Raw genomic sequence first — 23,611 nt, 5'->3', positions numbered from 1 at the left:
AATTACATCAAGAAATATAAAACGATCAATAATAAAAGCTCAATGGTTTGTAAATGAGAAACTTTATCTTGGGCATGTAGTTCAGAGGATACTATGTTGCAAACGATGTTAGTGTGCTAGCAATTAATTAAGAAACATCTAATTATTATCGTTGCTTTATATTTTTGAGACATAAAGCAACAGACGTTTTAAAATTATTCTGATAGATAAGTCGTAATATCTTTAAGTGGCCAGCGTATTTTAGGTGTTGGTTCATTGATTCGATAACCAAATGCTAAACATAGCCCTACACCAAAATTTTCACCATTAAATGAAGGTATACGATTTTCTAAAATTTTAATAATTCCATCATGTTGAAATCCACCAATTGCACAAGAATCAATATTATGATAGGCGGCTGCTGTAAGCATATTGGCACAAGCAAGGTAAGCTTGCATTTCTAACGAATGATTCAGCGTTAAGCCACTAGCTAGACCTTTTTCATAAAAGTTGATGATCGATTGGCACGTTATATCTATACTATTTTGATCATTAGGGTTAGGTAAGGTTCGGGCAACAGCGTTACGAAAATACTCACTTTGTACCGAAAAACAGTTAGACTTACGATAAAGTACAATCACATAATGTGAGCAACTGGTGACTTGCTCTTGATTGTAACAAACCTCATATAATTCACTTTTGATTTTAGGGCTGTCAATCACTACAAAATGCCAAGGTTCAATGCCAAACGCAGAAGGTGATAAGCGACCTGCATCTAAAATATATTCAATTTCAGCTGAATCAATCTTTTTTGTTTCATCAAATTTTTTACATGCATGTCGAAAATATAAGGCTTGTGTTAATTTATCCATGTTCTCTCCTATTTTTTTGTATTCCATGGGGCAACTTTTAATAATAGTAACATACCTGGTATAGCAAGAATCGTACATAAGCTAAAGTAGGTTGTCCATCCTAAATAATTAACCATAATACCTGTGGTGGCATTAAGTAATGTTCTAGGAATAGAAGCAATGCTTGTAAATAAAGCAAATTGTGTTGCTGTATAAAGAGGATTTGTCGTTTGGGCTATGAAGGCTACAAAGGCCGCTGATCCTAACCCAACGCCTAACGCTTCAAAGCTAATCACCAAAGCTAATAAAAATTTAGCTTTGTAGGTGATTTCAGTAAATGGACCTTCAATAGATAACCATGCAAATCCTAAAATAGATATAACTTGCACAATACCAAATAACCAAAGAGCGCGATTAGTACCTATTTTTATCATCAATATTCCGCCCATTAATGCACCAAATACACTTGGCCATAAAGATGCATTTTTAGCAATCCAACCAATATCTAAACGGCTAAAACCCATTTGTAAATAAAAAGGAGTTGCAAGTGAGGTTGCCATACTATCGCCCAATTTATAAAGGAAAATAAAAGCTAAAATTGTGAGTGCACTTTTTATACCTTGACGATTGATGAATTCACTAAATGGCTTAATTATGATATCTTCGATGCTATGTATTGTGGGGACTTGATTAATGGGTTCTTTTACTTTCAATGTCATAACAATTGCTGGCAACATAAAAAGCCCAGTGATAATAAAAACACTGTTCCAAGGAAGATAGTTGGACAGAATCAAGGATAGTGAACCAGGCACTAGACCCGAAACACGATAAGCATTAGTATGAATACTGTTGCCAAGTCCCTGTTCATTATCTGATAATAATTCTCGCTTAAAGGCGTCAAGGGCAATATCTTGGGTTGCTGAAAAAAGAGCAATAATGAAGCAGATAGAAGCAATTACCCAAATGTGTAGTGTAGGTGAAAAAAAACCTAAAATTATGATAAATAAAACTAACAATATTTGTGAGGCAAGCATCCATCCTCGTCTTCTCCCCATATTGAAAAGCGAGATATTGTCCATAAATGGCGCCCACACAAATTTCAAAATATAAGGAAATTGTGTTAACGAAAACGCACCAATCGTTTTGATATTGATACCTTCGCTTTGTAGCCAAGCAGGTAATAATTGCAACAATAAATAAAAAGGTAAACCCGATGCAAATCCAGTAAAAATACATATCAGCATCTTTTCGGTAAAAATTGTTTTTACAAGTGAATTTTGCTCATTAGACATTATTTAACTTTATTGGTTAGTTTTTTTACAAAATGTTATCATAGCATACAACTATAAAAAATAATTCTGTAAACCAAGATAAAACAAATTATTTCAAACTGGATTCTAAATTGAAAAACTGTGACAATGGATGTCTTGAAATAAAAACTTCACTTATTTGAAGTATTCAAGAAAATGCTTCAAAACGCTGTTATTAATCAAGTATAAACCAAACTACCGATTAACAGATTAACTAATCACCTTTCAGAGGAATGTAATAATATGAAAAATCCAAAAAAAATTGCTGTTTTCAGTAGTAAACATTATGACAAAGAACATCTTGAAATCACTAATAAAAAATTTGGTTTCGATATCGAATATTATGAACACAAACTGAGCCAAAAGACAGTCGTTACTGCGCAAGGCTATGATGCAGTTTGTGTATTTGTAAATGACGAAGTTGATAAAAAAGTTTTACACAAATTGGCTGAATATGGCATAAAAATATTAGCATTACGCTGCGCGGGATTTGATAATGTTGATCTTGCTGAAGCTAAAAAATTAGGTATTACCGTTGTACGGGTCCCTGCTTATTCTCCTGAAGCCGTCGCTGAACATGCAGTTGCGTTGATGATGACTCTTAATCGTCGTACTCATAAGGCTTATCAACGCACACGCGATGCTAATTTTTCTTTAGATGGATTAACAGGTTTTAATATGCACAATCGCATTGCAGGCGTTATTGGAACGGGTAAAATTGGTCAAGCAGTGATTCGTATCTTAAAAGGTTTTGGAATGCATATATTAGCTTATGACCCATATCCCAACGAAATGGTTGTCGAACTCGGTGCACAATATGTCGAATTAGATGAGCTTTATGCTAAATCTGATGTCATCACTTTACATTGCCCAATGACACCTGAAAACTATCATTTATTAAATAAAGAATCTTTCCAAAAAATGAAAGATGGCGTCATGATTATCAATACCAGTCGAGGGGCATTATTAGATGCTACAGCTGCAATTGATGCATTAAAACAAACCAAAATTGGTGCTTTAGGTATGGATGTCTATGAAAACGAACGAGACCTATTTTTTGAAGATAAATCAAATGATGTCATTTTAGATGACGTATTTCGACGATTATCCTCATGTCATAACGTTATTTTTACTGGACATCAGGCTTTTTTAACTCAAGAAGCGTTGTTGAATATTTCGGAGACAACTTTAAATAATATCAAACAAATTGCTGAAGGGAAATATTGTCCAAATATTGTTGAAAAACAATAAGTAATTTAAGATGTCGTCGATTTTTTAATTACATAAAATATAGGTTTTATATGCAGCGAATCATTATTCTAGTTAATATAGTATTGTTGCTTGCAGCTTGTAGTAGTGAGAAATCTTCAATATCGCCAATGCAAGAACATCGCGGACATCCTAGCGTCGAAGGTGGTGTCTATTTAGAAAAAGAACATAATGCGCCAAAAACCAACAATGAACTATTGGCAATTGATCAAGAAAATTTTATTACGAGAATGGTCAACAAATATGGTTTTAATCGTAAGCAATTACGCGAAGTGCTTTCACAAACTAACAAACTTGACTGGGTAATTAATTTAATGGATAAGCAGGCACCAAAATTGAGCCCTTCTACAGGTCCTAATGGTGCATGGATCCGTTACAAAAACAAATTCATCACGCCGAGTAATTTACCTCGTGGTGTAGAATTTTGGAATATTTACGAAAAAGAGTTACAACAAGCATATAACAAATATGGTGTACCGCCTGAAATAATTGTGGGCATCATTGGCGTTGAAACTGGTTGGGGACGAGTGATGGGTAAAACCAAAATCATTGATGCACTTTCAACGCTGGCTTTTTATTATCCAAGACGATCACAATATTTTTTAGGTGAATTAGAACATTTCTTAGTTATGTGCCGTGATGAGAGTGTTGACCCATTTGACCTAACTGGATCGTTTGCTGGAGCAATGGGATATGGTCAATTTATGCCATCAGCGTTCAGAATTCACGCTATCGATTTTAACAATGATGGCCACATTGATCTGTGGGATCCTGTTGATGCAATTGGTAGTGTGGCTAACTATTTTAAAGCACATGGTTGGCAACGTGGTAGAAAAGTAGCAGTTATTGCCGAAGGGCAAGCGCCATCACTTGATACTGGATTTAGTACAAAATATTCTGTTGCAGCATTAGCTAAATTAGGACTGAAGCCGAAAAGTTCATTAGATGGTCATAATAAGGTCAGTTTATTACGGTTGGATATGGGCGATAGTTATCAATATTGGTATGGTTTGTCAAACTTCTATGTCATCACACGTTATAACCACAGTACGCATTATGCTATGGCAGTATGGCAATTAGGTTTAGCAGTGAAAGAGGCACGATAAGACCATAACGTGTTTCATCATTTAATTAAAAGGTCGCAATTGCGATCTATTTTTTAGTTTTGAATTGAAACGGTATAGACTCCTAAATAATTTTAACAAATCTATTTATTGTTTTTATATACTGGTTGAGACTCACTAAACTTCCCTGTAATCAAATATTATAACTACTGCATATATTATATCGGTATGGTAATTAGGCTTAGGATTACAGAAATATAATAAAGCTATAGCGATATGCTACTTATAATGGTTACCAAAATTGAAATGCTCGAGATTAAAATGAATGCAAGTATAATCAATGATTCCTCCTACCAATGCTAAATACTCTTGCAAGCCAATCATTCCTAGCTCTGATAATAAGAAAGATAACAAACTTAACAATTGTATATTTATCTTTAAGGTGAAATAAAGCCATCAAACTGTCTATTTAATATTTAGATGATAATCATTGCTAGCTCAATGATAGTCATCATTTTCATTCTTGTTGCAAATAATTTGGTTATTCTATCCGAGTTGTTTAAAATATGTATCAATAATTCTATTAGTAATATAGTTAAACCTGTTTTTTTCAATAGGTTAATAAAATAATAAGCAAAAGATGACAGAATGTTTCAAAAAAGCTTATGTTATCTAACTTAAATTTAAAAAGTTTTAAAATAAATTTAAATTGAAAGGAGTGAATAATGAAAGATCGTTTAAAGTGGATTGATGATTTTGGTTTTTTAGGCGAGACCGCAAGTGGTCATTCGTTAGTGATGGATGGTGGGATTGAGCATGGCGGACGTAATCGTGGTCCCCGCCCTATGGAACTTTTATTGCATGGTGCTGCTGGATGTATGGCTTATGATATTATTGCTATATTAAAAAATAAAAAAAAGGATGTGCGGGATCTTTGGATTGAAATTGATAAAGCTCAAGCAGAATCTTCACCAAAAGTGTATACCAAAATTAATTTTCATATTGTAATTACTGGTGTTAAGGTAGATAACGAAACCATTGAATATGCGATAAAACTTGCTTCCGAAAAATATTGCAGTGCCTCTATTATGTTAGGTAAAACAGCAAAAATGTCATATACTTATGAAATAAGAGCACATGAATAACCCTTTTCTTATAACAAAAAATTATAATTTAATAACTAGCTGATCTTAGTGAGTTTTACAGTAATCATTTAACATTTTATCCTATTTATAGATTGTTACAAAGGAATGATTATGCAACAGCTAAGTAAAAATATGCAATTTCGAGATATGGTTATTTTGGGATTGCTTTTTATTGGTCCAGCGGCACCAGTAGGATTATTTGGTGTTTTAGATGCGGTGAGTGATGGTGCCATTGCTTCAGTTTATATTGTTGCCACTTTAGTGATGGCATTTACCGCTTATTCATATGCTAGAATGGCGAATGCTTTACCTCATGCGGGAGCCGTTTATGCTTATTGTTCTCTAGGCATTCATCAAAATGTAGGTTTTTTAGTTGGTTGGTTGTTACTTCTTGATTATATGTTTATCCCAGCCGTTGCTTACTTATTTAGTGGTATATCACTTAATGCTTTGATACCAGAAGTGCCCGTATGGATATGGACTTGTTTAGCGCTAGTATTAACTACCACATTAAATTTAATTGGGGTTAAAAAATCAGCCAAAATTACCTTACTGATTTTATTGCTTGAAATCGTAGTACTGCTTGCGGTGTTATTTGTTGGGATTTGGATCATAGTAACAAGTGATCTTAGCCGAGAATGGTTAAAACCTTTCATTGGTGGGTCTGCATTTACTTGGAGTCATCTGTTTAGTGCCGTATCTATTGCTGTTTTATCTTATTTGGGATTTGACGCTATTGCCACTTTCTCAGAAGAGAATAGTGGTCAACGCAATTTAGTTAGTAAGGCTATTATTAGTTGTTTAATTTTAGCTGGTTGTCTATTTGTAATACAGATTTACGTTGTATCCTTACTTTCTCCTTATGATGCTGAATATTTACGTAGTCATCCCAAATTACAAGGCAAAGCTTATTATAATATTGTCAATCAAGAAATTAATTTATGGTTAGGATGGTCATTAAGTTTAATGAAAGCTGTAGGAGCTTCATTTGCTGCAATGGTTGGACAGGCTGCTTCAAGCCGTCTTTTATTCAGCATGGGACGCGATAAGCGTTTACCCTTATTTTTTGCAAAAATAAGTCAGAAAAGTGGTGTTCCGATAATGGCAATCTTATTTGCAGCTCTATTTAATTTATGCTTAGTAATTATAGCCGCTAATAGTGCTAAAGGATTGCAGATTCTAGTCTCATTTGTTGATATTGGAGCCTTAACAGCATTTATTATGTTACACACTTCAGTCATTGGTTATTTTAGATTCAAAAAAGCTTCCAAAGGAGGGCTTTCATGGATTTTGGATGTTTTGATACCTATTGTTGGTATCCTTGTACTTTTGCCAGTACTATTACACATTGATAATTACGCAAAAATTGTAGGTATTGTTTGGTTAGCAGTTGGTTTGATAATTCTTTATTTTAATAAAAATAAAGCCCAATTAATTTGGTTTAAAAAAGAGAAATATTAATTATCTCATTGAAATATTTTGAACTATTGATCAATCGTATTTATTATACGATAATGCTTGTCCATTTTAACTCAATATTTTAACAAAATGATATCAGAAATATTAAGAGGGGCATTAATTTCAGCCAGTTTAATTATTGCCATCGGTGCACAAAACTTATTTGTTCTCAAACAAGGTTTATTACGAAATCATATATTTTATGTATCGGGGATCTGTTTTATTTGTGATTTTGTATTGATGTCAATTGGAATCCTAGGAGTAGGCACATTTATTAGTAGTAATCCCTTAATCACGAATGTATTAGCAATATTAGGTGCACTTTTTTTAATTTGGTATGGTTTTGGGGCGTTTAAAAGTGCAATTAAGGGAACAAGTAGTATACAACTCCAATCACAAGACTCTAATAAAAGCAGTTTTATCAAAGTAATATTGGCAACGTTAGCCGTTACTTTACTTAATCCACATGTATATTTAGATACCGTAGTGATTGTTGGCGGTATTGCTGGAACGTTAAGCAGTGAACAAAAAATTGCTTTTCTAATTGGTGCTGCGTGTGTTTCATTTATCTGGTTTTTTAGTATTGGTTATGGTGCTAGATTACTTACTTCATTATTTAAACAAAAAAGAATGTGGGTGATTTTGGATTGTTTAGTTGGTGTAATCATGTTTTATATTGCGTATCGTTTAATTTTCCATGTGTATTGTAATAGTTAGGTCAGTTTTCATTCTAGGTGCAATTTCAGTTAGATAGAGTATAAGCTAAATCATATTGCGCCTTATTTTATTTTTGTTCCGATGAGTTTAAATTCTCTTCACCTTCCTTTTTGATAAGTAAACTTTTTTAGGAATATTAAATAGATATGTAAAATCACTATTTTGTTGAAGTAATAACAAAAAACTGTGATTATTATCACAATTGTTTCAATTAACCTCAATCGTTGATTTCTTCTTTCTATTATTAATGCTAGTTTATTGAGCATATTTCGGATCGTTACTGTGCAGCTTAACAAGAGAGTATATAAACAAACCTAAGCATTTGGGGGAGCAAAGCGTTTAGGTTTTGTTGTTTTAAGCGCACAAAAATCAGCTTAAATATCATAAGTTATCCAAGGAGTGTAATATGAAATGTAAAACATTGAAGCTAGCATTGTTAATTAGCTCTGTACTAGTATTCAATCCATTATGGGCAATTCAGCAGGTTAAAATTGAAAGTCAAGAATTAAAAACTATCACTGTTGAAAATTTTCAATTTAAAGATATGGATAAAGATGGCAAGCTCACTCCTTATGAAGATTGGCGTTTGACACCAGAACAGCGCGCAAAGGATTTACTAGCTAGAATGACGCTTGAAGAAAAGGCTGGTATGATGATGCATGGTAATGCTCGAAGTTTAGAAGATGAACTTGGTCATGGTGATAAATATAATTTAGAAGAACTCAAGAACCTGATACTGAATGATAAAGTAAATAGTTTAATCACTCGATTAGAAGTTAGTCCAGAAGATTTTGCTCAGCAAAATAATCAGTTGCAAAAAATTGCAGAATCATCACGTTTATCTATACCTTTGACTATCAGTGTTGATCCACGAAATACTTTTTATTATGGTAATGAAAAAACTACTAAAAATGGTTTTAGCCAATGGCCAGGAACATTAGGAATGGCTGCAATTGGTAGTGAAAAAGACATTAATAAATATGGGGATATTATTCGTCAAGAATATCGATCTTTAGGGATAACTCAAGCATTATCCCCAATGGCCGATTTAGGTACTGAACCACGTTGGGCACGTTTTGAAGGCACTTTTGGTGAAAATCCTGAATTGAGTAAAAAAATGGTACGTGGTTATATCTCCGGTATGCAAAATGGAAAAGAGGGATTAAATTCACAAAGCGTTTCTGCCGTTGTTAAACATTGGGTTGGTTATGGTGCGGCTGAAGAAGGGTTTGATAGTCATAGCTTTTATGGAAAATATGCACGATTTACGGAAAAGGATAGTTTAAAAAAACATATTATCCCATTCACTGGAGCATTCGAGGTGAATGTCGCAGCCATAATGCCAACATACTCCATATTGAAAAATGCGCAAATAAATAATCATAGAATCGATCCTGTTGGTGCAGGTTTTAATAATTATTTATTAAAAGATTTACTGCGTGATACCTATAAATTTAAAGGTGTCATCATGAGTGATTGGAATATTACTAAAGACTGTAATGACGTTTGTATTAATGGTACGCCTCAAGGAGTTGAACCTAAAGCTGAAGGGATGCCCTGGGGAGTTGAGAATTTAACAGTGGAAGAGCGTTTTATTAAAGCGATCCTAGCTGGTGTTCAACAATTTGGAGGGGTAAGCAATAGTTCAACTATTGTCTCTGCAGTTAAAAATAATAAATTGGATGAGAAGCTGATAGACAGTGCAGTATTGGCAATTTTAACGCAAAAATTTGCTTTAGGCCAATTTGAAACACCTTTTATTGATCCTAATGAAGCAAGCAAATTTGTTGGTAATCAAAATTTTCAACAAATTGCGAATAAAGCACAATTCAACTCAATGGTGTTACTTGAAAATAAACAACAAACCTTACCACTAGATACTAATAAGAAAGTTTACTTGCATGGTTTTGTAACAGAAACAAAAAATCAATTAAAAAATCAAGTAACTATTGTTGATGATATTGATGATGCGAATGTAGTGGTTGCACGTATTGATGCTCCCTTTGAACAGAATCATAAAAATTACTTTTTTGGTTTAAGACATCATGAAGGTTCACTTGCATTTTCTGCAAATGATAAAAATATTGAATTTATCGCCAAGGCAAGTAAAAAACATCCGGTTATTGTAACAATTTATTTAGATCGACCTGCTGTTCTCACCCCTATAAAACAATACGCTAGTGCAGTTGTGGCTAATTTTGGTGTAAATGATGAAGTATTGTTTGAACGTTTATTGGCGGATAAACCATATATCGCTAAAATGCCATTTGCTTTACCAGATTCAATGGAAAGTGTAATTAAACAATCTTCTGATTTACCAAATGACATGAAATTTTTGTATCCATTAGGATATGGATTGACCCGTTAATTCATCTTGCTTAATATTATTGCTATCTTGGTGATGGCAATAATATTGTTATCATTACCTTCAGCTTATTAATTGTTTAAGAAAGCTAATGAACTGCATTCAATTATCAATGAATATTTTTGGAAAGTTCACACGCTTTTTGTACCCCGTTTTTGCAAGCTAAACTATAATATTTTTTTGCTTTATTTTTATCTTTTGATACTGCTGTTCCATTATCATACAACACACCCATTAATAATTGTGCTTGAGGGTTATTGGCTTTTAGTCCTTTTTTAAGTAATTCCAATCCTTTAGGATAGTTTTTATCATTTAATAAATATATGCTCGCTAATGCAGCTTGAGATTTTAGATGTCCTTGATTGGCTGCTTTTTCAAACCACAGTTTCGCTTTATCTAAATCTTGTGGAACAGCTTTACCTTCATAATATATTAAGCCTAAATTATTTTGCGCTCTTATAAAGTTAGCCTGTGCGGCTTGTTCATAGTACATTATTGCTTTTTTATAATCACGTTTTACTCCTTCTCCCTTATTATACATAAGACCTAAATTATATTGAGATGATGTATATCCCTGTTTGGCTGATGCTTCAAACCATTTTTTAGCTTGGTCATAATCTTTCGTATAACCATTTTGTCCAAAATAGTAATTCGCACCTAATGCAAATTGTGCTGCAGCATCCTGTAATATAACTGCTTTTTTGTATAACACTTCTTTATTGTTATAAGTTTCAACTTCATTATAATTAGAATTAGAACTACAAGCAGTCAACAAATTGATCATAATCAATCCCAATAACACTAACTTTTTCATATTATTTCCTTAATCATATCCTTTTGATATTGATACATTTTACATGATATCTCTTTAGATCGTTAGTTGATTTATTGTTGATTGAAAAAGTCAAGATTATAAGTGAACAATAAAATATTTAATATTGTAGATACGCTGATTAAATAGAATTGATTTTAAACAATACTTTTGTAGAAAAGATGTAAGTTTGACTGTTTGATATAACGTGTACTTAACCTTTTGGGCAATATTCGCGTTGATTAAAAATAGTTGAATATTAATTCATCAAATCCAAACATATTAGCGATTAATTAATCATTGTTAATATTTATTTTAAAATAGAAAAATGATAGATGGGTTCGGATCCTTATAATTAAAAACATCGTATTTTTTATGATTTCAGTGCAGACACTTAATGTTAATCAGATTTATTCCAAGCAAATTAGTTAAATGCTTGTACTTTTATAGATCAATATACTGACTTATTGAATAAAATCTTAAAAAAGAAAGATAAAAAAGTGGTGGGTCGTGAGCGATTCGAACGCTCGACAAACGGATTAAAAGTCCGCTGCTCTACCGACTGAGCTAACAACCCATGTAGAAAACTGACAAAAGTGGTGGGTGATACCGGGTTCGAACCAGTGACCCCCTCCTTGTAAGGGAGGTGCTCTCCCAACTGAGCTAATCACCCCAAGTGTTTTATTTCTAAAACGTCACGGTAAAGATTGGTGGGTGATACCGGGTTCGAACCAGTGACCCCCTCCTTGTAAGGGAGGTGCTCTCCCAACTGAGCTAATCACCCTTACCGTGTGGATGTGCATTATAAGGCACGCCTTATTTCAGTCAACCTTTTTTTTTAATTTTCTGCAAAATTAGCTTTGTTCGATTTAATTTTAAACGTTTTTTGGATAATGTATCACAAAAACTCCTTTTATTCGTATTCATATTGCTTAATGTGACTATGATTTATGGATGAAATTATTTTTATGGTCAGTCAATCAATGAAAATATTAGATAAATGTCAGGTCGTAATTCATGTCGAATCCAATATTATAAGATATAAGATAAATCAATCTAATGGGCGATTAGCGTTTTCCCGTTACGGCAATTTAATTGAATATCATTATCAAAATTTCAATGATATTGATATTTTAGTTAGTCAACTACAAGCAAAATTACCTAAATATACAAAATATGAAATAAACCTTTCTGATACCTATATTCAATTAACCAAGTTAACAAGACCTGATGTTAAATTGCAAATTAACGAAATTGCTTTGTATATTGAGGCTTCGATCTATAAATTATTTGGAGTGTCAGCTAAACATGTCTTTTATGATTTTATTTTTTTGGCTGATAAACAGAACCAGAACCAAATTATGGTTGCAATTTGTGAGCGAGATTATGTTAATAGCTGGATTAGATTATTTAAGGAAAATGAATGTGTAATAAATTTTATTGGTTACACAATTGATAATAAAAAATTCAATTTTTTACCATGGAGACAAAGCCAATATAAAAAGCAAAAATTGTATTTATCAATTGTAATTGTATGTTTGATTGGCGTCATGAGTTGTTTATTTTGTTATATGTGGCGGCAAGCCCATACAAAATTAACCCGCTATAAAACCAATGTTACACATTTACAACTTATTGAGCAAAAGTTAAATGAGCAATTATTGAATTATTTGCCTAATCCCTCAATAAGTCAAAGACAAATCCATCAATCATTAATCTTAATTTCATTACAATTACCTTCAAATATTTGGTTAACTTCGTTCAATTATGAACTCGATAACATAACAATAAGAGGGCATAGTTTTAACTATATTGAACTCACTAATTTTAACTTAAATCTTTTACAACATAAAAACGTCAGTAAAAGCCAAATTAAAATGATTGCTAATAATAAAAGCAGTTTGTCTTTTGAAATGGATATTGACCTAAATGAATAGTGATTTTTACAATCGCCCACTTTGGCAACAATATTTAATCTGTATTTTGTTACTTTTGGTTACTTTTATTACCGGTTATCTGTTATTTATTCACGATATAAGTAACCAATCAGAAGAGCAACAAAAATTATATCAACAAAAACAATTACAAATAGTATCGTTACAATCAAGGCTTATGCTTTATCGATTTGGGCAAAACAGTTCATTGACTATGATCAATCAAAGTGAATTTGCTCAATATATTGAACGAAATCATTTAGTATTAAATGCCTTCAAACATTATCAAACCGAGGAAACAATTAATTGGGATATTGAACTAAACGGTGAATTTATTGATTTTATGAATTTAATCTCAGAGCTGAATAAAGATTATTATTTGAATTTTCGAGATTTAAAGATGATTAAACAGGAATCTTATTTACAAATTATATTTACCTTATTATTTAAAAGGAAAATGGAATGAAGTCAAACTTATCTATAATTAGTTTATTATTGATTACTCATTGTTTTAATGCCATTGCTGAATTAAATTTTAATCGGGATCCATTTGTTAAACCAACGCAGATATCATGTAACGAACAGAAAGAGATATTATTAAAACAGATACAAGCTTGGCGATTTAAAGGCTTTATTAAACAAAAGAGCCATTATTACCCGCAAATTTGGCTTTATTCAGAGAATCATTGGCTAGCCATAAATCATGAGGTTCCGTCTCACGTATTATTTCCCTGGTTTGTTCAATCTTGGCAAAACCATAAAATTGTGTGGCAAGCAAATTTGACAGATTATTGTAATGAAACTATCGAATGGATGATGTCATTAAATGAATCTTAAAGATATACAGACAAAAAAACGACAATTGTTCCAGCAATGTCAACATCTATTATTGAATGTAACAACAAGCTTTTTCATCTCTCTGATTATCATGATATGTACGGTTAGTGCTAACGAAAATCAATTACATTTTAATTTATCTTCTAATCCTGAGCTTTACAATAATAAATTGATTTCATTGAATTTTTATCAAACAGATATTGCTATTATTTTGCAATCTTTAGCTGATTGTAAACAAATGAATCTTATTATGGGTGAAAATTTATCAATAAAACAGACAATTAAACTGCAAAACATAGATTGGCAAAAAGCATTAAGTATTATTTTAGATTCGGCCAATTTACAAGCTACAATGGATGATAATATTTTATTTATTTCCAAAGCTGTCGATCCCGAAATTTTAGAACAAAAACGGCAATCAGAATTAAAGCAACAAGAGCAAAAACAACCATTGGAATCTTTGTCTATCGTAATTAAACATGCTGATCTTACAACGTTAAATGAAACCATATTACAGAATGGGTTATTATCTGAACGGGGCAAAGTTATCATGGATAAACGAACCAATTCACTAATTATTATGGATTTGCCAAAGCAGTTTAAAGCAATTAACAACTTGATTAAGTCCATTGATAAACCAATGCCACAAGTACATATATCCGCTCATATTGTAACAATGAGTAATGAAGGTTTGAACGAATTGGGTATTAAATGGGGCTATTTAGGACGATCATCGCAATTATTAGGTAAGTTTGATGTAGGGTTAGGTATTACTAACTCCACATCAACCATAGGTTTTAATTTAGCTAAAATTTCGGGTAGTTTGCTTAATTTAGAACTATCAGCATTAGAGTCTGAAAATCAAGTTGAAATTATCGCCAGTCCTAATTTATTAACATCTAACCAGAATATGGCGTCAATAAAGCAAGGCACGGAAATTCCTTACGAAGTCTCAAATGGTAGTAATGGAGCAACATCGATTGAGTTTAAGCAAGCGGTTTTAGGATTAGAGGTGACGCCTAAAATACTATCTGAAAATCAAATGCTTTTAGATTTATTTATTACTCAAAACACCGCAGGTCGCGCAATTAAACGTAGCGAAGGAGGAGAAGCATTGGCTATTGACACCCAAGAAATTAAAACCCAAGTGATAGTCAATAATGGCGAGACTCTTGTTTTGGGTGGTATTTTTCAACAAACTAGCGATAATATTAAACGAAATGTTCCAAGCGTGAGCGAGCTTCCGATTATAGGTCACTTGTTCAAATATAAAGGTAAAAAACAGCAGAAAAAAGAACTTGTTATTTTTATCACACCACAATTAGTTGAGTAAATGCTATCAGAGTTGTATCATACAGAGTTTATGATTATATGGTTTACTTTGAAACGGAATTTGTTGTTTCAATGTTTAGTTTTTTTAGTCATCATCATTACAAATTATTATAAAAGTAGAGAATATTATGTTTCGTGTTGTAGCTTCCGATTTAGATGGCACTTTATTAACTCCTGAGCATAGCTTATCACCTTATACTAAACAAGTTCTTCAAGCTTTGCGAAAAAAAAATATCCATTTTGTTTTTGCCACAGGGCGACATCATATTGATGTAGCACAAATGCGAGAAAATATGGAAATTGATGCTTTTATGATTACTTCTAATGGTGCTAGAGTGCATGATAGCTCAGGCAATTTAATTTTTAGCCAAAGTCTTGAGCCAACTTTAGCATGTGAAGTCGCAAAAGAATGCATTAATGATCCATTAGTTTATACTCATGTTTACCGTGGTGATAATTGGCTGATTAATAAAGAAGATGCATACTCTTTAAGTTTTTATAGAGATACAGATTTCACTTATGAATATTTTAATCCTTCTGATTTTGAAACCGATGATATTGCTAAAATTTACTTTACAACCAGTAGTGATTCATTACATCCACATTTAGCTGAACTAAAAAATAGGCTTGTTAAAAAGTATGGTAGTAAAATCAGCATTACTTTTTCGTCTTTAAATTGTCTTGAAATTATGGCTGAAAATGTATCAAAAGGCAGTGCTCTAAAAAAGGTAGTTGAAAAACTTGGTTTCGCTCTAAAAGATAGTATTGCTTTTGGTGATGGCATGAATGATTTTGAAATGTTAAAAATGGCAGGAAAAGGTTGTATTATGCAAAATGCTAGTTTAGATTTACGCCAAAAACTACCACAATTAGAGGTAATTGGTTCAAATGTTGATGATGCCGTACCCCATTATTTAAGTAATTTATTACTATAAATTAATCTAATTATATTTTATGACTCTAACTTTTGATAAAAAACTTGATACTCTGGGATTACGTTGCCCAGAGCCTATCATGCTGGTTCGAAAAGCTATTAGAGAGCTGGCTATAGGACAAGTACTCTATGTGATTGCTGATGATTTTTCCACTACTCGTGATATACCGAGTTTTTGCAGATATATGGATCATGAACTACTTGCATTACAACTAGAATCTAAACCTTATCAATATTGGATAAAAAAATCCCATTGATCTTTTTTTGATAAAAAGTTGCAGGCTAACGATATGATTTAACAGGTCAACCTAATTTGATAAAGATAATAACGTAAAGTACGCCAGTCACTAGGGGAAAAATTATCTGACATTAAAAATAGTGTATGACGTTTATTGGTTCTGCGTGATTGCAAATTCAAAATAATAATGTAACGGAGTATTATGGGATTATGTCTTATATACCACCGTTGTTTAAACCAATAGATCTGATTGATATGATGAAATACTGCAAATTCTCCTTTGATTTTTTTGCAACAACCAATGCTTCGCCACCATTCATTTATTAAAAACAATAGGATAATAAAAGTGTAGTTATTTAATAATGTATCAGAAAATTTTAATAGGCATTCAATAACTAGAATTAAATAAATTATTGATACTATAATGATTTGTTGTAAGGATAGGGTTAATTTAGTTCTCCACATGATAAAAACTCGGTTCAAATAAAACACAATTAATAAATGATGGGAGTAAAAATTGCTTAAAATTAAGCTAAATATGGGAGATAATACGCATAATTGCAGTAATTTTTTATGAGTGATTAACATATTTTCTTTATAACAAGGATATTAAATTCATCATATCAATGTTAATAAAAACTAAGTGTAAAATTATTTACAGGGGTAACAAAAATGCCTTAGTTACCCTTACATTTTCCTTTGAAAATTTAGCTAGGAATAATTTGTGATAATAATTAAAGCGTTAAAATTTTTTCTTAAGTTTTTTATCGGCTGTTTTCTATGTGCTTTAGCCATAGCAATTGCTGGTTATACTTATTATTCAAAAGACTTGCCTGATGTTACAACCTTAAAAGATGTAAGGTTGCAAACACCCCTGCAAATTTTGAGCAAAGATGGAGAACTTATTGCTATCTTTGGTGAGCGTCGACGAACACCATTAAAATACAATGAAATCCCACCAGTTGTTGTTAATGCCGTGATTGCAACCGAAGATGCGAGATTTCATGAGCATTTTGGTATCGATCCGATTGGTATTGTTCGAGCAATGTACATAGGCTTGAAACAAAAAGGGTTTTCGCAAGGGGGTAGCACTATAACCCAGCAAGTTGCAAAAAACTTTTTCTTAACACCAGAAAAAAGTATTGCACGAAAAGCTAGAGAAATTATTTTGGCTATTCGTATGGAAAAAGAGCTTACCAAAGAAGAAATCATGACACTTTATTTAAATATGATCAACTTTGGTTCTAGAGCATATGGTGTTGCCGCCGCATCTTATACTTTTTTTGGTAAAACTCCAGATCAGTTAACCATCGATGAAGCGGCATTGTTAGCTGGTTTGCCAAATGCGCCTTCAGCTTATAATCCTATTTCACATCCTGATCGAGCACTGACCAGACGTAACTGGGTTTTAGGTCGTATGTTAGATCAATCGTATATTACTCAAGCACAATACAATGAGGCAATTAGTAAACCAATTAATGTAAGTTATCATTCACCACAGATCGAATTTTCAGCTCCATATATTGCAGAAATGGCAAGGCAGTTTATGTATGATAAATTTGGTGAAAATGCTTATACTGATGGCTATAAAGTCTATACAACTATATCTAAAACTGACCAGATAGCAGCAGAGCAAGCCGTACAAAAAAATATTATTGATTATGATATAAGACATGGTTATCGTGGTCCTGAAAAAACATTATGGAAAAATAACGAAAAGGCGTGGAATGATGAACAAATTCAAATAACGCTAAAAAAATATACTTGCTATAGTGGTATGTGTCCTGGTGTTGTTATTCAATCTTCTGATTCAGAAGCAAATGTAGTTTTAACCGATAAATCTAAAATCGTTATATCATTCCAAGATATGAAATGGGCTCGTCCATTTATTAGTGATACTCAACAAGGCGCTTTTCCGAAAAAAGTATCTGATACATTAAAATCAGGGCAACTCATATGGGTTAAGAAAACAAATGATAAATGGGCGTTAGCACAAATTCCAGCAGTCAACGCTGCGTTAGTTTCACTGGATTCAGACAATGGGGCTATCAAAGCGATTGTTGGCGGTTATGATTTTTATTTAAGTAAATTTAATCGTGCTACTCAAGCTCTTCGTCAATTAGGATCAAATATTAAACCTTTTATCTATACATCTACATTGGAAAAAGGTTTAACTATGGCGACACTACTCAATGATGCACCCATTGTTCGTTCGACAGGAAGTGCGACTTGGAGGCCTAAAAATTCTCCACCAAATTATGCTGGACCATTACGTTTAAGAATTGGTTTAGGGATGTCTAAAAATGTAATGATGGTTAGAGCGCTACGAGCTGTAGGTATTAAATATGTAGCAAATTATTTAGAAAGATTTGGATTTCCAAAAGAAAATATCTCTCTTAATGAATCATTAGCTTTAGGTTCTGCATCATTTACACCCTTGCAAGTAGCTAGAGCTTACTCAGTGATTGTCAACGGTGGATATTTAATTTCACCTTATTTAATTGAAAAAATTGAGGAAAATAATGGTAGTGGTGTTATTTATCAACATCAACCTTTGATTGCATGTAAAAATTGTACTGATGGGGTTATTAATACAGGGTCAACGCCAATATCACTAAATAATGTTGAGAATGAAATAAACGAATCAGATAATGAAGAACCTGAACAAGCTAATCTTAAATCAGATGATACTATGGTATTACCAAATATCAATTCAGATAATAAAACTATAGATGTTACATCACAATATGCACCACATACGATCAATAGTGGCTTAGCTTTTATTATGAAAGATGGACTAAGATCAATTGTATTTGGAGGGGCTGATTGGCAAGGTACAGCCTGGCGAGTAAAAGTATTAGGTCGAAAAGATGTGGGAGGTAAAACAGGTACCACAAATGCATCTAAGGATGTTTGGTTTTCTGGCTTTGGTGGCAATATTGTAACAACTGTATGGATGGGATTTGATGATCATCGGCGCAATTTAGGCCGAACTATTCGAGCGGAAGCTGGGTCAGTGACAGCAAATCCAGTTTGGATTGATTATATGAAAGTTGCCTTGCAAAATGTACCTATAAAAGAAGATACAAAACCGGACAATGTTATATCTGTAACCATTGATCAAAAGACAGGATTATTACCTCAATCAGGCTCTAAAACATTGTCTGAATATTTTATTAAAGGTACTGAACCAACATCTTATACAACTCAAGAAGTAGAGACTAGTGTGACCGATTCTCAAGGTAACACTCAGGAACTATTCTAGTAAGGAATTTAGTATGAATGGTTCTATAAGAATTATTGGTGGAAAATGGCGTGGGCGTAAATTGTCCGTGCTCGATAAACAAGGTCTACGACCTACGACTGATAGAGTTAAAGAAACTTTATATAATTGGTTAATGCCAGTTATATATGATAGTGATTGTTTAGATTGTTTTTCAGGTAGTGGCTCTTTAGGCTTTGAAGCAGCATCAAGAGGTGCAAAAAATGTAATTTTACTTGAAAAAGATAAACAAGTTGCACAGTTACTTAAGAAAAATAAACAGCTTATTGCTTGTGATGCAATTGATATTTATCACACTAATACGCTAACATGGCTTGATCAACCTGCTAAAAAGCAGTTTGATATTGTGTTTATTGATCCCCCTTTTTATCAATCACTGGTTGCCCAAACGATTATTCAGCTAGAAGATCATGATTGGTTGAAATCATCTGCATATATTTATATTGAAACAGAAAAAGATCTCGAACTAATGAGTAATATTCCTACTAGTTGGCAATTACATCGAGAAAAAATTGTTGGGCAAGTTCGCAGTTATCTTTTTATAAGAGAAGACAATTAATGTTTATATTTATTGGTAAATTTTTATACACCATAATGTGGTTATTTTTATTATTTAATTTGATTCATCCTTTCCCAAGACCAGCTAATATTGTCGCATATGTTGGTTTAGCTGCTTTTACCATAACTCATGGTTTACAGGCCTACATGCTACAATCAACAATGACTAATAAAGAGAAACAAGAGGATAAATTTAAAGCACTTCGTCTTTTTATTTTTGGAGTATTTGAATCACTTAGCTGGAAAACTAAAAAATAACGTCAAAAGTGGTTGCCAGATACAAAAAATTTTGTATAATGCTTCCACTTCTTTCGAAGTATTCCAGTAAGCGGGAATAGCTCAGTTGGTAGAGCGCAACCTTGCCAAGGTTGAGGTCGCGAGTTCGAACCTCGTTTCCCGCTCCAAATGTTTATCTATAGACTTTTAGCAACGCCTACGAATCCAGATAATTGGTGTGTTGTATCTCTCATTTTTTTGCAAAAACACTGAAATATATCTGGATGTAAAATAAATAATTCCTATTTTTAAGTGCATCGTTTTTTAAATTAAGTATGAAGGTGTGTATTATCTAATTTAGTCTTTTCTAATGTTATTTTATAGGTTAACTTATTGATATTTTTTATTAAAGAAGTTGATAAAAGTTAACTATGGTAGTCATTTTCCAAACATTAATTAATGATACAAATTTGTTTATTATATTTAATAATAACTTGTCTTTTGGAACGATATCTTACTGAACTCATTAACTCTCTTTATTTACGATGATTTAATCATAATGAAACACTGATTATGTTTCTTTTAATCAACGTGTTTCATGTAACGCAAAGTTGTAACCTCATTTTAGTATGTACTAATAATAAAATTGACACTATTAGACTTTAATACAGAATGTTTAGAAGGACATAGTATGTTTTGAAAAATTGATAATGAATGAAAAAGTCTATAATGTTTATCTGTTTAAACTTTCATATAGTATCATTCTTCTATACTTTTCAAGCTGGACGAAAACGGGCTTTATGAAATGAACTCAAATAAATTAAAACTTCAAACATTATTGATTTTAATGAAGATAGTATAGACTTGTCTTTCATTTATTTTGCATCGACCTATATATTACTGGATAAGTTTATTTTATTGATAAAATAGCATGTCAGTAAATGGTTTTGTGCCATAAAATAACGATATGAGAATTAGTAATAAAATTATTTTTTACTTGAGTCTATGGAAATCCTAAACACTTCATTAAAAAACATGAAGCGTTAATCTAAAAAATGGATCAACATAGTAGATAATAAAGGATAATTATTTATATTCAAATGGTTACTTGTTTAGATTTGGAATGTATTTCCTACTCTAACTATCCACCTAAGAATATTAAATTGCGAATAAACGTTTTTTAGATAACAAAAATCTTGTTAAACTTCTTTTCATCAGAATTTGATAAACTGATCTTGATATATCACATATATATGTCATATCAGTTGTATTGAAATTTAAAATTTTTATTCCATAAAAATTATCTTTGATTTTGTTGTTTTTTATATCTTTGTATCCTTAAATTTTTTTATCATTTCTATTATTTTAAATTCATTATTACTAAGTACTTTACGGTAATTAGCATAATATTTGCAAAACCTAAAAAGCGAAAGAAAAAATAAACGGTAAGTTAATAAATGGAGCATTGTTATTATGAACATCTCAGCAATACTTACACGACTAAAATTGAGTGGAATTAAATTTATAAAAAATGAACATGGAGTGCATACGATCGAATACATAATTATAATATCAGTACTTACAATGATAGTTACAGTTCTTTTTTTTGATGATGGTCCAGCTAAAAATGCCTTAACTGAATTATTTAATAAACTAAAAGATAAATTAAGTATTGTCATCTAAGTTTGTATACTTATTTGTATAACTTTTCTTAACGTTAAAGTAGATAGAAATAACGATTAGAAAAGATAAGTTTAATTTATTGATATGACTATCTTAATTTATCATTTTTATTTTCCTCTTTAAAATTATTCATTATTCAATAAATTGTAAGTATCTTTTATACTTTTAACTATATGAAAATTTTAACTGTATTTTTGTTAACATCTTTATTTCATCAAAGATGTCTGCTTGTTACTCTGGCAAACTAAAAAATTAGTTTCAATTCATTTTTAACTAATTCATAAATATTTATTACTCATATCTGTTGTAATTTTTTTATTAGCACTGGTAAAGTTATATTAAAGCGCATATAATGCAAAAGACTTTACAAATAAAGTAAATAAATATTAAAAAAAATGTAAATATTTAAGGAGAAAGTTATTATGATGTACTTATCAGCAGTTCGAGCACAAGTAAGAAATTTTGCAAATAAATTCATCAAAAATGAACGTGGTGTAACCGCTATTGAATATGCAGCGGTTGCTGCAGGGGTTTCGGCGGTGGCTTTGACTATATTTAATCGAGATGATGGTGCTGTTCACAATATGTTAGAAAATATATTTTTTGAGTTGAAATCTAAATTGGTAAATATAATTGTTCAATAAGCAATAATTATTATATTAATTTAACCACCCTTTATAAATGGGTGGTTTATTATTTTAAGGTAATTTATGCTTTCTTTAAGATGAAGGATAAAACTAAGTATTACGTATAATATATTGAATTTTTGGTTTTTTAAAATTGATTTGTCAGCCATTTTATAGCTTATATCTTTGCCGCTCCTTTTTCCCTCTTATGTAATTTAAACAATCGAATGATGTTTTAGCGAAATAGTTTATTGAGAAAATTATTTTTACTTTAATAATTAAATAAAACTTCCAATGTCTATTTAAGACGATACCTATTTACCTTATGATTTTAAGGCGCTTTTTGTTTGTTGAATTCATTATATTGTTCATTAAATTGATAAAAAAAATTAAAATAAAATTGCATTTCTTGCTGGCAATTTAATATGAATTCGCATATAATGTGAAAACTTTCAGTTAAGAAAGTGAAAAAATAATTTTAAAAAATGTAAATATTTAAGGAGAAAGTTATTATGATGTACTTATCAGCGGTTCGTGCACAAGTAAGAAATTTTGCAAACAAATTCATCAAAAATGAGCGTGGCGTAACTGCAATAGAATATGCAATTGTTGCTGCAGGTGTTTCATCTGTGATTTTAGTTATTTTTAATAGTTCAGGTGGACCAGTTCATGATATGTTAACTAATGTATTTAATACATTGAATAGTAAATTATCTAATATCATTTCTTAATTATAAATATTTGTTATAGTGATATAAACCACGCCTTTATATAAGGGGTGGTTTATTATTTTAAAGTAATTTATGCTTGCTTTAAAATGAAGAATAAACCTAAGTGTTAAATATTGAATTTTTAGTTTTTTTAAAATTGATTTGTCAGCCATTTTAAAGCTTATATCTTTGCCGCTCCTTTTTCCCTCTTATGTAATTTAAACAATCGATGATGTTTTAGCGAAATAGTTTATTGAGAAAATTATTTTTACTTTAATAATTAAATAAAAC

At 31.5% G+C, this 23,611-nt stretch carries 21 protein-coding genes and 4 tRNA genes; 18 read left to right on the top strand and 7 right to left on the bottom strand.

The genetic code is table 11. The annotated features are described in order from the left end of the window. Positions 1-194: 194 nt before the first annotated feature. The gene (locus J3U13_RS05370; RefSeq protein ID WP_267340646.1) at positions 195-851 is read right to left on the bottom strand and encodes an NAD(P)H-dependent oxidoreductase; all 657 of its coding nucleotides are present in this window, start codon (positions 849-851) and stop codon (positions 195-197) included. Between the two features lie 8 nt (positions 852-859). Then, positions 860-2,122, bottom strand: coding sequence for an AmpG family muropeptide MFS transporter (locus J3U13_RS05365; RefSeq protein WP_267340644.1), 1,263 nt, complete (start codon positions 2,120-2,122; stop codon positions 860-862). A 261-nt stretch (positions 2,123-2,383) separates the two neighbouring features. On the opposite strand from J3U13_RS05365, the gene J3U13_RS05360 reads away from it, so the two are divergent. The 6 genes from J3U13_RS05360 to J3U13_RS05335 all read left to right on the top strand — a co-directional run bounded on the left by J3U13_RS05360 (position 2,384) and on the right by J3U13_RS05335 (position 10,161). Further along, a complete protein-coding gene (locus tag J3U13_RS05360; protein ID WP_267340642.1) occupies positions 2,384-3,391 on the top strand; it encodes a 2-hydroxyacid dehydrogenase in 1,008 nt (335 codons plus the stop codon). A gap of 50 nt (positions 3,392-3,441) precedes the next feature. Continuing rightward, entirely contained in the window at positions 3,442-4,515 is a 1,074-nt protein-coding gene (mltB, locus tag J3U13_RS05355; RefSeq protein ID WP_267340641.1) for a lytic murein transglycosylase B, read from the top strand. Positions 4,516-5,198: 683 nt separating this feature from the next. Continuing rightward, on the top strand, positions 5,199-5,618 hold the full coding sequence (locus tag J3U13_RS05350; protein WP_267340640.1) for an OsmC family protein: 420 nt from the start codon (positions 5,199-5,201) through the stop codon (positions 5,616-5,618). Between the two features lie 111 nt (positions 5,619-5,729). Then, complete coding sequence (locus J3U13_RS05345) at positions 5,730-7,079, top strand: APC family permease (RefSeq protein WP_267340638.1); 1,350 nt, start codon at positions 5,730-5,732, stop codon at positions 7,077-7,079. A 90-nt stretch (positions 7,080-7,169) separates the two neighbouring features. Then, the gene (locus J3U13_RS05340; protein WP_416380548.1) at positions 7,170-7,793 is read left to right on the top strand and encodes a LysE/ArgO family amino acid transporter; all 624 of its coding nucleotides are present in this window, start codon (positions 7,170-7,172) and stop codon (positions 7,791-7,793) included. A gap of 406 nt (positions 7,794-8,199) precedes the next feature. Further along, complete coding sequence (locus tag J3U13_RS05335) at positions 8,200-10,161, top strand: glycoside hydrolase family 3 protein (protein WP_267340635.1); 1,962 nt, start codon at positions 8,200-8,202, stop codon at positions 10,159-10,161. A gap of 106 nt (positions 10,162-10,267) precedes the next feature. On the opposite strand, the gene J3U13_RS05330 is transcribed toward J3U13_RS05335, so the two are convergent. The 4 genes from J3U13_RS05330 to J3U13_RS05315 form a co-directional block, all read right to left on the bottom strand. Continuing rightward, positions 10,268-10,972, bottom strand: a complete 705-nt coding sequence (locus J3U13_RS05330; RefSeq protein ID WP_267340634.1) for a tetratricopeptide repeat protein — start codon at positions 10,970-10,972, stop codon at positions 10,268-10,270. A gap of 498 nt (positions 10,973-11,470) precedes the next feature. Continuing rightward, a tRNA-Lys gene (locus tag J3U13_RS05325) sits at positions 11,471-11,546 on the bottom strand. Positions 11,547-11,566: 20 nt separating this feature from the next. Next, positions 11,567-11,642, bottom strand: a tRNA-Val gene (locus tag J3U13_RS05320). Between the two features lie 35 nt (positions 11,643-11,677). After that, a tRNA-Val gene (locus J3U13_RS05315) sits at positions 11,678-11,753 on the bottom strand. Between the two features lie 166 nt (positions 11,754-11,919). Here J3U13_RS05315 and J3U13_RS05310 point away from each other — a divergent pair. The 6 genes from J3U13_RS05310 to tusA all read left to right on the top strand — a co-directional run bounded on the left by J3U13_RS05310 (position 11,920) and on the right by tusA (position 16,263). After that, positions 11,920-12,906 carry a PilN domain-containing protein gene (locus tag J3U13_RS05310; protein ID WP_267340632.1) on the top strand — a complete coding sequence of 329 codons (987 nt, stop codon included), beginning with the start codon at positions 11,920-11,922 and terminating at the stop codon, positions 12,904-12,906. Further along, positions 12,899-13,369: a hypothetical protein gene (locus J3U13_RS05305; RefSeq protein ID WP_267340631.1), complete on the top strand. Its 471-nt coding sequence runs from the start codon at positions 12,899-12,901 to the stop codon at positions 13,367-13,369. Before J3U13_RS05310 ends, J3U13_RS05305 begins: the two co-directional genes overlap by 8 nt. Then, positions 13,366-13,740 carry a hypothetical protein gene (locus J3U13_RS05300; protein WP_267340630.1) on the top strand — a complete coding sequence of 125 codons (375 nt, stop codon included), beginning with the start codon at positions 13,366-13,368 and terminating at the stop codon, positions 13,738-13,740. Before J3U13_RS05305 ends, J3U13_RS05300 begins: the two co-directional genes overlap by 4 nt. Then, positions 13,730-15,073: a secretin N-terminal domain-containing protein gene (locus tag J3U13_RS05295; protein ID WP_267340628.1), complete on the top strand. Its 1,344-nt coding sequence runs from the start codon at positions 13,730-13,732 to the stop codon at positions 15,071-15,073. The genes J3U13_RS05300 and J3U13_RS05295 overlap by 11 nt, the downstream gene beginning before the upstream one ends. A 127-nt stretch (positions 15,074-15,200) precedes the next feature. Continuing rightward, a complete protein-coding gene (locus J3U13_RS05290) occupies positions 15,201-16,007 on the top strand; it encodes a Cof-type HAD-IIB family hydrolase (protein ID WP_267340626.1) in 807 nt (268 codons plus the stop codon). Between the two features lie 19 nt (positions 16,008-16,026). Then, positions 16,027-16,263: a sulfurtransferase TusA gene (tusA, locus tag J3U13_RS05285; RefSeq protein WP_267340624.1), complete on the top strand. Its 237-nt coding sequence runs from the start codon at positions 16,027-16,029 to the stop codon at positions 16,261-16,263. 38 nt (positions 16,264-16,301) lie between these two features. Here tusA and J3U13_RS11485 read toward each other — a convergent pair whose 3' ends face one another. Next, positions 16,302-16,709 (bottom strand): protein YgfX, encoded by a 408-nt coding sequence (locus tag J3U13_RS11485; protein WP_416380532.1) that lies wholly within the window; start codon positions 16,707-16,709, stop codon positions 16,302-16,304. A 268-nt stretch (positions 16,710-16,977) separates the two neighbouring features. Here J3U13_RS11485 and J3U13_RS05280 point away from each other — a divergent pair, with 268 nt between their 5' ends. From J3U13_RS05280 to J3U13_RS05255, 6 genes are all read left to right on the top strand, one after another. Then, positions 16,978-19,509 (top strand): penicillin-binding protein 1A, encoded by a 2,532-nt coding sequence (locus J3U13_RS05280; RefSeq protein ID WP_416380256.1) that lies wholly within the window; start codon positions 16,978-16,980, stop codon positions 19,507-19,509. Between the two features lie 13 nt (positions 19,510-19,522). Next, positions 19,523-20,086: a 16S rRNA (guanine(966)-N(2))-methyltransferase RsmD gene (rsmD, locus tag J3U13_RS05275; RefSeq protein WP_267340620.1), complete on the top strand. Its 564-nt coding sequence runs from the start codon at positions 19,523-19,525 to the stop codon at positions 20,084-20,086. Then, complete coding sequence (locus tag J3U13_RS05270; RefSeq protein ID WP_267340618.1) at positions 20,086-20,343, top strand: DUF1145 domain-containing protein; 258 nt, start codon at positions 20,086-20,088, stop codon at positions 20,341-20,343. Before rsmD ends, J3U13_RS05270 begins: the two co-directional genes overlap by 1 nt. Before the next feature lie 70 nt (positions 20,344-20,413). Next, positions 20,414-20,489: transfer RNA gene (locus tag J3U13_RS05265), tRNA-Gly, on the top strand. A 1,917-nt stretch (positions 20,490-22,406) separates the two neighbouring features. Further along, positions 22,407-22,628 (top strand): Flp family type IVb pilin, encoded by a 222-nt coding sequence (locus tag J3U13_RS05260; protein ID WP_267340616.1) that lies wholly within the window; start codon positions 22,407-22,409, stop codon positions 22,626-22,628. Between the two features lie 494 nt (positions 22,629-23,122). After that, entirely contained in the window at positions 23,123-23,341 is a 219-nt protein-coding gene (locus J3U13_RS05255; protein WP_267340614.1) for a Flp family type IVb pilin, read from the top strand. The last annotated feature ends 270 nt before the right edge of the window (positions 23,342-23,611 follow it).

This window comes from Gilliamella sp. B2887, from assembly GCF_026537015.1.
Taxonomy (GTDB): Bacteria; Pseudomonadota; Gammaproteobacteria; order Enterobacterales; family Orbaceae; genus Gilliamella.
Note: the sequence above shows the minus strand (reverse complement) of the source record. Positions and strands in the feature narration are given on the sequence as shown.